General features: G+C 42.2%; 7 protein-coding genes. All 7 read right to left on the reverse strand.

What is annotated here, in order from left to right:
• A complete protein-coding gene (locus tag NBH14_RS17315; protein ID WP_186960386.1) occupies positions 1-1,386 on the reverse strand; it encodes an alpha-L-fucosidase in 1,386 nt (461 codons plus the stop codon).
• A 212-nt stretch (positions 1,387-1,598) separates the two neighbouring features.
• On the reverse strand, positions 1,599-3,989 hold the full coding sequence (locus NBH14_RS17320; protein ID WP_186960387.1) for a glycoside hydrolase family 95 protein: 2,391 nt from the start codon (positions 3,987-3,989) through the stop codon (positions 1,599-1,601).
• Between the two features lie 21 nt (positions 3,990-4,010).
• Positions 4,011-5,465, reverse strand: a complete 1,455-nt coding sequence (locus NBH14_RS17325) for a RagB/SusD family nutrient uptake outer membrane protein (RefSeq protein WP_186960388.1) — start codon at positions 5,463-5,465, stop codon at positions 4,011-4,013.
• Between the two features lie 18 nt (positions 5,466-5,483).
• Positions 5,484-8,879: a TonB-dependent receptor gene (locus tag NBH14_RS17330; protein ID WP_250817680.1), complete on the reverse strand. Its 3,396-nt coding sequence runs from the start codon at positions 8,877-8,879 to the stop codon at positions 5,484-5,486.
• A gap of 149 nt (positions 8,880-9,028) precedes the next feature.
• Positions 9,029-9,988, reverse strand: a complete 960-nt coding sequence (locus NBH14_RS17335; RefSeq protein WP_186960390.1) for a FecR family protein — start codon at positions 9,986-9,988, stop codon at positions 9,029-9,031.
• A 69-nt stretch (positions 9,989-10,057) separates the two neighbouring features.
• Complete coding sequence (locus NBH14_RS17340; protein WP_250817681.1) at positions 10,058-10,636, reverse strand: RNA polymerase sigma factor; 579 nt, start codon at positions 10,634-10,636, stop codon at positions 10,058-10,060.
• A 267-nt stretch (positions 10,637-10,903) separates the two neighbouring features.
• On the reverse strand, positions 10,904-13,192 hold the full coding sequence (locus tag NBH14_RS17345; protein WP_186960392.1) for a glycosyl hydrolase family 95 catalytic domain-containing protein: 2,289 nt from the start codon (positions 13,190-13,192) through the stop codon (positions 10,904-10,906).
• Positions 13,193-13,194 lie beyond the last annotated feature (2 nt).

The following is a 13,194-nucleotide window of genomic DNA, read 5'->3' on the forward strand; positions in this document are numbered from 1 at the left end:
TTATTTATCAGAAGCAAACTGCAAAGCAATCGGTTCGTTTTTCAACCCTTTCGGAAGGGTGACTCTTACCTTACCGTCCTTGCTTGTATATTTTACTGTTTTGTTACCTTTCAGCATTTTCATTTTACCTGTCGGAATGTTTCCTGTCCATTCAATTGTTTCAGGCAAATTCTCTCCTTCCGGCAAAGCATAAACAGCATATAATGTTTTACCGTCCTTATCAGCTGTAAACCAGACATTTCCATCATTATAAACCGGAGTGATACGAGTGTTGTAAATAGCCTTTCCATTGGCTCTCAGCCAGTCACCGATCACATGCAGACGTTCTGCAACAGCATCTTCAATAGTACCCTGTGGCGTAGGACCGACACCCAGCAGCAGACATCCGCCTTTTGCTGTGATTTCAGCCAGCAGACCGATTACTTTCGTCGGAGATTTATAAGGAGCATTAGGAACCCATCCCCAATCGTTACTCAAAGTAATACAACTTTCCCAGGGATTATTCAACTGAGTCTCAGGAATACTACGTTCCGGAGTTTGATAATTTTCATTTCTTCCACGGATAGTACGGTCTACGGAAATCAGTCCGGGTTGAGTAGAAGTACGTACCTTGTTCAATAATTTATCCAGATGGACATCTTCACCGGTCACCCAGCCGCCATCCAGCCAAAGGATATCGAAGTTGCCATAATTAGTCATCAGTTCATCCATCTGGTTATAGGTAAATTCCTGGTAATTTTTCCACCAGTCTGGATGACGGTCTATCTTATAATTCTGTCGACGGTTGGGAGTTGCAAAATAAGGATTCCAGAACCATTCGCAATGCCAGTCCGGTTTGGAGAAATAACACCCGATCATGAAATCCTTCTGACGGAATGCGTCAAAGACATAACGGGCCACATCTTTTTTGGGGTTATTGGCAAAAGGACCGTTTGCAATAGAAAAATCTGTATATTTTGAATCAAACATACAGAAACCATCATGGTGTTTGGTTGTAAAAATCATATATTTCATTCCGGCATCCTTCATAATATCAGCCCATTTGTCCGGATTGAACTGTGTCGGGTTCAATGATTCCTTTAAACCGAAATACCACTTCTTGTATTCATCATAGGTCATATCCTTTTTACGGGAAATCCAGTCTACATCCTCTGAACAAATAGACCATGACTCTACAATACCCGGAACCGAATAAAGCCCCCAATGGAATAACACACCGAATTTCTGGTCCTGCCATTTATCAAGTTTATCCAAGACCTGTTGATCTGTAGGCCATTCATAATCGGTAGAACGTTCATGAACGAATCCTTGTACTTCTTGGGCGTTTACATTCATAGACAAAGCTACGCCAACTAAACATCCGAATAGTGTTTTCTGGAATTTCATAAAATGATTGTTTTAATTATTGTACATTCTTAATTTTTCGTTTAAGTCAAATCAGATTTAGTATTAAAAATCACGGCAAGTTATAGAAAATATCCCAAATGTCAAAATGTAATCCAGACAATATGTAACAAAAAAAATGTATGGACTGGGCGAGTGATTGATTTGTCAGACGACATTCAATCTCAGCCCGGTCCATACACTTTTTGTTCTATTTATTCCAAAGAACTATCCAATACGATGATCTTCCCTTTTGCCAGCTTAACAGATTTCACCAAGCCGGCATAACGTACAGGAATAATTTCATCCCTCTTCGTCCTGTCTGCTTTAATTACTGCTTTAGTCAATACTCCGTCTTTCCAGAAAATATCGACCTCATAACCACCACGTGCCCGCAATCCGGTAACAGAGCCTGTCGGATATTTTGCCGGTAAGGCTGGTAACAAGCTGATTTCCCCTGCATGACTCTGTAAAAGCATTTCGGTAATAGCGGTAGTAATACCAAGGTTTCCATCTATTTGCCATGATTTCATAAATTCGCAAGTCAGATTCGGAGATAAAGCCAGATCAAAATGACGGTCTATCACACGTTGCACACTATCCGGTTCTTCAAAACGGGCCCAGTAAACGGCTGGGAATGATCCTGTCCAGCTACCACTGTTATAAGAATAACCCGGGCGCCGGTATTCTATCGTTTTTCTGAAAGCCTGGGCCAGTTCAGGCGTCCCGCGCAGCGTTATTTGATTTCCTACGGCAAATGCCCAGCCATGCCCGACCTGTCCGCTGGCCGGATTGGAAGGTTCCCAATCATCGTTCCATTCCTGTAGTTGTCCTGTTCTTGGGCTGATCTTCATCGGAGGCAGTTTAGCATATGCTTTTGCCACTTCTTCTTTAAAAGCTCCGTCATTCAGAATTTCAGCAGATTTCATCGTATTTTCAAACAAAGCACGAACGATCTGCATATCCTGGGCGGAACCGATACAGGCCCATCCCTTCTCGCCATTCGGTTTGATATAACCATTCTCAAAAGATTCGGACGGACTCGTTACCAGATACCCATCCCGATCCGTTTGCAGGTTATCCAGGTAAAAGATGGAAGCGCTCTTTAATAAATCATAGTGATCGCGAAGGAAATCCTCATCCAGGGTAAACAGATAATGATCCCAGATATGTTGGCAAAGCCAGGCACCTCCTACCTGGAACAAAGAATATAATCCGGTTCCTCCAACCATCCAGGTCGTACGCCATATATCGAGATTATGATGGGCAACCCAACCACGGGAGTTATACAGGTTCTTGGCTGTCCTTGCACCGTCGACAGCTGTTTCCCGGATCATATCGAACATCGGGAAATGGCATTCGGAAAGATTGGTGATCTCAGCCGGCCAGTAATTAATCTCCGCATTGCAGTTGATCGTCCAGTTTGCACTCCAGGCAGGTTGCATGTCCTGATTCCAGATACCTTGTAAGTTTGCCGGCTGCGAACCTGGCCGTGAAGCCGAGATAAGCAGATAGCGTCCGAACTGGAAATACAAAGCAGTAAGGGCCGGGTCCATGTCGGGTTTATAATTTTTTATTCGCTGGTTAATCGGTAAATTTGATTCCGGAGATTCACCCAAATCGATACTTACCCGTCCGAACAGGGAAGAGTAATCTGCCAGATGCGCCTTATATAAATCAGGGTATTTCTTCGTCTCCAGAGAGGAAAGATATTTTTTGCATATTGCTTTTTCATCTCTCCCATTTACAGCAGGATCTTTATCGAAGCCATTAAAGCTGGTAGCTGCAACAAAAGTAATAGTGGCAGATGCCGCATCTTTTACATGCAATTTATCATCTTGGGCAGAAATCGTTCCTCCCTCCTGCTTTACTAATAACCGACCTTCAAAACGCATGCCTTTCCCTTCCTTATATACCGGAGGATGAACGCCTGTATAATTAGGATCGGTATGCCAGGGAGCCTGCCCGTTAATTACAATCTGATCACCTTCCACCTTTGTCTGGTTATTGATCTGACTACCCAGGCCAGCGATAAACTCAACAGCGTTCTTCTTATCTGCAGAGATATTCATTACAAGAGCCTGGTCGGGGTATGAAGCAAACAGTTCCCGTTTATAATTAACTCCATTCTGCGTATATGTAATCGTGACTACTCCCCGGTTCAGGTCCAACTCTCTTCTGTATCCGGAGACATTCCCGTCACCAGGCCATTCCAGCAGAATATCGGCCAAAGGCATATAATTCTGGTTCCAGGGGCCAAGCATATGTTTATCGATCAACTCTTGGGCCTCCAGGTTCTTTTCTCCCAACAGCAATTTTCGTATTTCCGGAAGACATTTATAAGCTCCCGGCCGCTGCAAATCCCGTGGTTCGCCGCTCCAAAACGTATCATCGTTTGTACGGATGGTATCTTTGGTTACTCCTCCATAAACCATCCCGCCCAAACGGCCGTTGCCTATAGGAGTCGCTTCATACCAGGAAGCGGCAGGCTGGTCCATATAAAGGATGGTCGAAGACAGGTTCTTTGCCAGAGGCTGACCTCCGGCACAAGACAATAATGCTACCGGTAATAGGTACCGGATAACTTTTATAAAAGTGTTTTCCATAATATATAATATATCTATCAATTATTTATAGCCGGGTTTCTGATCCAATTGAGGATTAACATCCATCTCGCTAAGTGGAAATGGCCACACATACATATGGTCCTCAAATGTACATTTTCCTGCCGGAGTTACCAAAGAATTCATCACCTCTTTTGCTGTCTTCCACCGGATTAAGTCGAAATGTCGTAATCCTTCGAAAGCCAGTTCACGCCTTCTTTCCAGTCGTAGTTCGTCACGGGTTACAGATGTTACAGAATTCAAGCCGGCTCTTTCCCGGATTTCGTTCATGCACTTAACAGCCAAAGCATCTGATGTGCTACCATTCCCCTGCTCCATCATTGCCTCTATATACATCAGATAAACATCTGCGTAACGGAGAATAACAACATCATTATCTGTCCGGAAATCATAATTTGTATATGTGTAAGTTTCTTTTTTATATTTATCCATATGTTTCAGTAAGATCCATCCTGTCAAAGGAGCCTGTTCTGTCGATGCTTCTTCTCCAAAAGGATTGATAAATGTTTTCTCACCTATACCGGTAAAAACGTACCATTCTTTCAAACGTTCATCATTCTCATTATAACATTTCATCAGATCGTCCATCGGAGCGATTTCATTCTGATAATAATAAACCATCTCTGCATCATGACGGTAATCCGGATTCAAGTAAGTAATGGAAAATATAATTTCCGGGTTATCCTTCTGTCCTTCCCTCTTTATAAAAATAGACTGATAAGTATCTGCCAGGCGATACCGGCCGGACTGAATCAATTCCCGGGTAATGTTTTCCACCGTTTTCCAATCTCCCTGAAATAAAGCAATCCTTGCCTTTAAAGCCTGGGCCGACCCTTTCACTGCATGTCCGCTGCCATAAGCAATATCCGGTAAATTATCTACGGCAAAATTAATATCCTGATAGATAAAATCATAAACCTCCGAAGCCGGACTTTGCTTTACTTTAGAAGCCTCCACCGAGGTAATCGCCTCCTTATACAAAGGAATATCACCGTAAAAACGAACTAACTCGAAATAGAAAAAAGCTCTTAGAAAACGAACTTCGGCTTCATAAGCATTTGCCTTTTCCTCACTCAACTTGGCATTCTCCTTTGCTATCGGGAAATTCTTCATAAAATTATTACAAGCAGCAATACCTTCATACCCGGCTTTATAATTATCACTGATAATTCCACCGGTTGTCGCTTCTATCGATCCACTTTGGATACTGGCTATTCCGCTCCAGGTTGTCCAAGAGTAAGAATTATCTGTAATATTATCCAGTCCGTAGCGGTTCCAACTCATCGATCCTCCTTTGAGTTTGGTATAGACACCAGCGATTCCGCTTTGAATATCGAGTTCTGTTTTCCAGAAATTATCCGGTCCTAACTGGTCCTGAGGAAACAGGTCCATATCATTACATGCAGGCATGGTAAACAGCAAACATGTAAGAAGCATATATATCAGATTCTTTTTCATGGTTGTCTTTTTAAAGTTTTAAAATTTAAGATTTAATCCAAGTGAGAAGGTTTTTGCATGAGGATACTGGGCATGCCAGCCGTCCCCCGCCCGTTCCGGATCAAAATCAGGATATTTCGTAAAGGTGAAAAGATTCTCTCCCGAGAAATATACCCTCAGAAAATCAATGCCAACTTTATTCAACAATGATTGCGGCAGATTATATCCCAATTGAATATTCTTCAATCTCAGGTAAGCGGCATCTTTTAGATTATAAGTGGAACGTAATCCCGTCATCGGTGCATAACCATGCGTATAAAGTGCCGGAACATTGGTATCCGTATTTTCCGGAGTCCATGCATCCAGGAATCGTGAAGGAGGAGGAGCTCCCTGTGCAAACGGGGCATCGCCAAAGAAGTCGGTCCATATCTTGCGGCGGGTTATTCCCTGGAAGAATACCGACAAATCCCAATTCTTATAGCCGACATTAAAGTTAAACGAATATAACATTTTAGGATAGACACCTTCTACCATTGTCCTGTCTTTTCCATCGATTACTCCGTCATTATTCAAATCTTTAAACTTGATGTCTCCCGGTTTTGGATTATTCGGATGGTCTGGTGAGTTGGCTATATCTTCTTCCGACTGGAATATCCCGTCCCATATATATAGATAATGTTCTCCATATGGTTTTCCCACTTCATAAATATAACTGCCATAAGAAGGAGCCCTTAATTCCAATACCTCATTCTTATTCATGGAAGCCATAAAGCCTGCTCCGTAAGTAAATTCGCCAATCCTGTTCTGATGTCCGAATTCCAATTCAAAACCACGGTTTCGCAATTTTCCGTAATTAATTGTCGGAGCCCCCATCCCCACACTCAGCGGAATAGCAGCCTGCGATAAAATACCATCAGTTATTTTATTGTACCAGTCGATCGTTGCAGAAAACAGGCCGTTGCCTAATGTAACATCCATTCCGACATCCGTCACAGTCGTTGTTTCCCACTTCAAGGATCTGTCCTTCAGATCTTTTTGTATCACAGCCTGCTGCACCGCTCCGTCAAAAATATAAGCAGTACTGGAATAAACCTCCTGATAAGGATAATTACCAATTTCCGAATTCCCCAGTTTACCCCAGGAAAGACGAAGTTTTAAATTATCCATCCAGTTAATATTATCTTTGACAAATGATTCCTCTGAAATTCTCCACGCACCTGAGAAGGAAGGGAAAATACCCCAACGATTATCTGTATGAATCCTGCTGGTTCCATCATAACGAAAATTAGCCTCTGCCAGATACTTCCCTTTATAAGAGTAATTCAAACGTCCGAAAAGAGAACGCAATGAATATTCGGCAAGTCCTCCGGATAAAGTCTGCCCAGCCGTGGAACCGCCATTGATTTCCGTCATCGAATCTGAAGGATAGTTCTCACGCTTGCCTTCCAGCGTCCGCGTACTCTGAGCCTCTTCCTGATAACCCAACAGAGCCTCTATGCTATGATCGTTCGTTATATCCCAGGAGTATCCTAAGGTCGTGTAAAACATACGATAAAACTCCCTTTGATCCCGGTTGGACACACCTTTCTCCGGGAAAAAATCAACAGCATACATGTGTTCATCTGCTCCTCCCGGCTTATAGTCAGATTCTTTCAGGTAATAATAGCCTTCAGGATGGGCCGGATAATGCGTATTCAGGAACTGGTCGGCATAACGAAAACCTGCCTTAGTCGTCCAGTTCAACTGCATATTATCCTTTTTAATAAAATCAACAATGGCATAAGCCTGCGCATTGGCAATCCAGTTTTCAACCTCCCGGGAAGTCTCGTTCATTGCCCAGACAGGATTTCGGTTCAGCCATTCGCCACCATAACTCTCCGGCATATTCAGATACGAATATCGACCGCTTCCATCCGGCAAATAAGGTTTTGTCATCGGACGTGACTGAAGGATCATCAGGACTAATCCATCATTCGTATAGTACGGTTCATCCAGTTTGCCATTATAAAAATTACTGGTTGCCCCGATCTTTATCCGTTCATGCACCTGTGCTTCCAGATTCATCAGACCGGTATATCGCTTGTAATCATGCCCCGGCAGCAGACCTTCCTGCTTTAAATATCCAAGAGAGACATTATAGGTTACCTTTTCCGTACCACCGCTTACATTGATGTTGTGCGTCATGTTTGAACCGGTTTTGAAAGTTTCCTCCATCCAGTTATAATCAGGATACAGATTCATATTCCGGTTAGGATCACTATATTTATCAATCATTTCCTGGGAATACTTCACCTTCCCTCCCATACGGTCAGCCATCTGGTTATACATTTTCATATAAGTAGCCGATTCCCAGACCTGATCGCTCAGACTGGTCGCTTGTTGCCAACCATAATTAAAACTATAAGAGACTTGTGCTTTTCCTGATTTCCCCTTTTTCGTGGTTACGAGGATAACGCCGTTAGCCGCCCGGGCACCGTAAATAGCAGCAGACGCAGCATCCTTTAAAACACTGATGGATTCTATATCATCCGGAGCCAATGCACTTAGAGATCCTATAATCCCATCGACCAGTATCAGCGGATCGGAACTGGCACCAAATGACCCTTTCCCACGAATGGTAATATTTCCGCTATCACGCCCTGGTTGAGCCGAATTACTTACAATCTGCAAGCCGGGGATTTTCCCCTGAATCATATTCTGAACATTCGGCTGTGGCCGTTCTTCCAGTTCTTTTGCACTGACAGACGATACAGATCCCGTTAAGTTGATCTTTTTCTGCGTACCGAAACCAACAACTACCACTTCATCGAGCCTTTGCGTATCTTCTTTCAATGCTATATTCAGAATCTCCCTGTTCTGAACCGGTATTTCCATACTCAGATAACCTATATAGGAAACTTCAAGAATAGCTCCCTGCGATACCGAAAGTGTAAACTTACCATCCATATCCGTGATAGAGCCGTTGGTTGTTCCTTTTTCAACTACATTAGCTCCTATCACAGGCTGTCCGGTTTCATCTACAACCGTACCGGTAATTATCTTTTTGGCCTGCTGACTAACAATATTATTATCTTCCGGTTTGTAAATAATAATATGCTTATCTTTAATCTCGTATTGTAATCCTTGATTTTTCAATACCTGATTCAATATAGTTCCTACTGTTTGCTGGTGGACCTGTACCGAAACCCTTTCCTTCAAATTCACCTCACTACTTTTCAGAATGACCGAAAATTCCGAATTCTTTTCTATCTCATTAAAAACACTTTCTAACGTCTTATTATTTATATTCAAATTAAAACGAGTAGTCTGGGAATAACCTGGAGCTGCAAACATATTATAAGATACAAAAAGTAAGAGAATAAATATGTTTCTCATGGCTATAATCGTCTTTCGGTACCCGGGTTTTCCCCGACCGGTACCTGTGTTATTTTTCATAATGAACCAATTTTAATTAACAATAAACTCTGTAACATGATCTCTCTGATCCTGTATCAAGGATCTTGATACTGCCTTATATTTACTGCGAATAAATAAAAAAGCAGGTGGTAATGATTTTTCATTTTATCATAGGCAACAGTATTTAATTAGTATTTCTTTCTTATTTCGATGGTACCATTTTTCTTTTCATATTTCCAAAAACGCTTGTGGGACAATAAGGTCAATATTTGTTCCAAATTTTCATTATAACCGAAATGGGCAAAATAACGATCATTTTTAAGAGATTCGGAAGCAATCAATATTTTCACGTTGAATTTGCGTTCCAGTATTTTAACTATTTCATCCAATGTCGTGTCTCTGAAATACAACACCCCTTCTTTCCAGGACAGATATTCAGCCGTATTCACATTCCTGCATTGAAATTCACCGGTACGATTATCTAATACCAATTGTTGATTAGGTCGCAGAACAATGCCGTTCACCGCTTCTTTATTTGATGGCATTGCCTTTACCAAACCCTCTTTCAGTGTCACAATAGTTTGATTATCCTCTTTATAGGATTTAAAACCAAACTTCGTACCTAAAACCTTAACCGACAAATTATCGGCATTCACAAGAAACGGATGTTCCGCATCTTTCGCCACTTCAAAGAAACCCTCCCCGGACAGACTGACACATCTCTCCTTTCCTGCAAATAATGTCGGATAGGTTAACTTTGATCCTCCGTTTAAAGTAACAACAGTTCCATCCGGCAGCGTTATTTTAGTCGTTACACCTAATGGAGTAACTGTTTCCGCATATAGATTAGCCCTTAACTCCTGTCCAGACTTATAGCCGAGATGATAAGCCGCACTGACAGACATGAGTAACAATAAAGCAATTCCGGCAGCTACTAAAAAGCGAATGTTAACACGTCTTTCGTTCATCTGGGAAGTCAGTATGGAATCCGTCTTGATCTTATCATTAACACGTTCAAAAACAAATTCCTTACTATCATTTACCTGTTCTGATACATCCGGATGTTTTAAAGCATTCAATACCCGAAATACTTCCTTACATACTTCATCTACTACCACTTTATTTTCATCAACTTCTTTTAAAGTCATGATCTCTTATTTTTCATTAATCCTTATGATCTATCATATCTCTGTTTATAAAGAGTATTCCTCCGTTTTTCACCTATAGAGATATTTCCGTTTTTCACTTTTTTTATCATTAAAACTCAAAGAAGGATAGTACTTCCTGACCGTTTCTACAATTTTGCGAATAGCAATATTCATTTGCTGCTCAACCGTTCCTTCCGTGATCGATAGAATCCGGGCAACCTCCTTATGTTTTAAGCGTTCTTCTCTGATCATTAAAAAAACAAGTTTACATCGTTCAGGTAATTCGGAAACAGCACCATTATAAACATCAAGCATTTCCTCTTCTATCATCTCTCCTTCCACATTGTTTCTATCGATCAGCAATTCTACAGGCATATCATCGATGGAGATATTCGAATTTTTCTCTTTTTGTTTCAGATAATGATAAGCCTCATTTCGGCAAACAATATAGATCCAGGCTTTCAGATCCTTTATGTCAAGCAGGGAATTTCTCTCTTTCCAGAATATAAAAAAAACATCGGAAACGACTTCCTCACAGTCCGCCTTATTAGGTAAAAAATAATGGATAAACCGATATACCTGTGGATAGATTATATCATAAAAAGAGCGGAAAGCATCCCTGTCTCCGGAAGCAATCCTTATCAACATAACTTCTGAAATAAAATAAATATCTCTCATTCTGCAATATTCTCGAATCTCTTACCTATAAAGTTCGTCTCTTGATAATAACGAGTAAAGATTCACCATTTCCCTATAATGAAAAAATCATTTTAACATATTTATATTACATAAGTTATATCTTTGCACGCAGTTTTGATTGACAATATATCTGTAACATGATCTGTCACAAAACAAAAACGGGAAGTGCTGCGAACACTTCCCGTTACTTTTATCGATATGTACCTATTTCAAAACTTAACCTGCCGTCTTTATATCCACCCATTCACCTTTACGGGTTTCAAACGATAGTATGCCGTCTTCGTTCGTAACATCTCCGGCATTACCTGTTACTACTGCTTCATCTGTTCCGAATGGAGATGCGAGACGTAATGTTCCGCCCTGTTCAGGATAGATGCGAAGTTTGGTGATCTTTCCATTCTGTTTTTCGGCAGAGATAAGGAAAGCACCCATGGCACGAAGGTTATCAAAAGAGACATTCGACCAGTCGGAAGGGATCGCCGGGAACACACGGATGATTCCGGTATGACTTTGCAAAAGCATTTCCTGGATACCGGCAGCGAAGGCAAAGTTACCTTCCAGGGTAAACGGACGGTATGTGAATTTGGACTTCCCTGTTTTTGTCTGGTCGCCGTTGGCATGGAATGTATTACGCAAGCAAAAACATTCAGCAAATGTACGCAATTCCCGGGCAGCACCATCACCATCAAATGCACGGGCTTTCATATTACCAAACCAACTATATGAATAACCGGTCCAGTAGTCGGGACCATAATCCTGCAACTTCTTTATCGTAGCTTTAATGATCTGTTGTGACTTTTCACCCTGACTCCAATCCAGCAAACCTAGCGGATGGATAGCCATTGCATGAGAGAAATGACGGTGGGACTGATCGTATGAGAAACCTTTGGCAAACGTCAAGGCACCATCCTTATCCACATCCAGTTCCGGCAGTTGTTCATTCAGTTTTTTCCAATGAGCGGCCTCTTCCGGAATCTCTAATTCAGACGCAAGTTCAGACGCGGCACTGAAAGCGAACTTCATCAAAGCCAGATCATAGTTTGTCATATCCTTAAACCAGGCGTTGATCGAGTTATCGTATATCTCAGGACTGGAACTCATGGTCAGTTTACGAACACCCTGAGCATCCACCACAGATATTTGTTCCAGGTATGTAGCCACATCTTTCAAGAAAGGATAAGCACGGTCTTTCAGGAAATCACGATCCATCGAATATTTCCAGTGAAGATAAAAATGCTGTGCCAGCCAGGCTCCGGCAGTCTGCGACATGGAATATTGAATCCATCCGCCCATCGGAACACCTAACAACGTACATACACCGGGGACATTCATTCCATCCGTTTCAAAATACTGGCGGGTATATTCCTTATAGACATCCCGCTGATTCCAAAGCGTATTCAGATAACCCAGACCTTCCGTCAGATGGTTACCGGTATAAGTCGGCCAGTAACTGAGCTGGGTATTCAGGTCATGATGATAATCACCTTTCCAGGGCGGGAGCTTACCGTTATCGGCAGTCCATACGGCCTGCAAAGAGATGGGATAAGAGTTTTCGCGGGTGGCAGAACCGTATTTATACATTTCATTATCATATTGTTTCTGCAAAACAGGATCCGGAAGTGTGACGGATGACTGTGCCCAATAATTCTTCCAGAAATTCAGGTGAGACTGATAATCCTGATTCACTCCGCGTGTCATGGCCTCCTGTGTCTTTTCTGCTGCCTTATCGGATTCCAATGAAGAAGTCACGCTCCAGACACCATACAGCGTCTTTCCTTTCTGTTCCCAGCGAACATTCACATCATACGAAAAACCATTCCAGCCTTCCTGATGATAGGTAATCTGATTCGCATCTTCATCAATAGTACCTTGTTTATAACCTAGACGGCGCAAATCCTGCCCTTCTACGGAATTACCGGCTTTATCTCCTCCTGTACTGTATTTGGGAGAAATTAAGGTAGGAGTTATCGACGAGGGTAAATTCTCGAAAACAAACCAACCGACCGGTTCGGTGGCATGGACAAAAGTTTTCAATGTGGTTCCGTTATCCCACGTCGCTTCACAAAGCGCATCATTCAAATAAAGACGGACATCGGAAGGAGAACCCAGTTCTTCCAGAGAGAACTCCAGCGCCGCCCCCGGTATTTTGGACGGAGCCGGTTGACGGTCATACGGATGGTCGTATTTCTGCTGAACCGGAAGATAATCCTTTTTCTTCACTTGTTCACGAACCCAGGCAAACCGGTTATTCGGACCGGAGATACTATCCATCGGACGCAAATCCCAAAGGTCAGTTCTATCCAACGAGAAACGTAATGCCGAATCCCGCTGCCAAACCAAAGCCCCGACAGTCGCATTTCCTAACGGCATCCCTTCATCCCAGGTAGTTGCCAGGTTGGAGAATCGCAAATCGCTTTCGGAAGGAGTAACAGGCAGATCGACCTTTCCACCATTACAGGCTGCTAATAGCCAGACTGTCGATACGAGTAATAAATGTTTCATCATTA

Origin of the sequence: Parabacteroides caecihominis (genome assembly GCF_023656785.1) — a bacterium.
Lineage (GTDB): Bacteria > Bacteroidota > Bacteroidia > Bacteroidales > Tannerellaceae > Parabacteroides > Parabacteroides segnis.

Excerpts from the sequence above, each read along its gene's own strand:
- NBH14_RS17315 (WP_186960386.1), bottom strand. The coding sequence starts at position 1,386 with ATGAAATTCCAGAAAACACTATTCGGATGTTTAGTTGGCGTAGCTTTG.
- NBH14_RS17320 (WP_186960387.1), bottom strand. The coding sequence starts at position 3,989 with ATGGAAAACACTTTTATAAAAGTTATCCGGTACCTATTACCGGTAGCA.
- NBH14_RS17325 (WP_186960388.1), bottom strand. The coding sequence starts at position 5,465 with ATGAAAAAGAATCTGATATATATGCTTCTTACATGTTTGCTGTTTACC.
- NBH14_RS17330 (WP_250817680.1), bottom strand. The coding sequence starts at position 8,879 with ATGAAAAATAACACAGGTACCGGTCGGGGAAAACCCGGGTACCGAAAG.
- NBH14_RS17335 (WP_186960390.1), bottom strand. The coding sequence starts at position 9,988 with ATGACTTTAAAAGAAGTTGATGAAAATAAAGTGGTAGTAGATGAAGTA.
- NBH14_RS17340 (WP_250817681.1), bottom strand. The coding sequence starts at position 10,636 with ATGTTGATAAGGATTGCTTCCGGAGACAGGGATGCTTTCCGCTCTTTT.
- NBH14_RS17345 (WP_186960392.1), bottom strand. The coding sequence starts at position 13,192 with ATGATGAAACATTTATTACTCGTATCGACAGTCTGGCTATTAGCAGCC.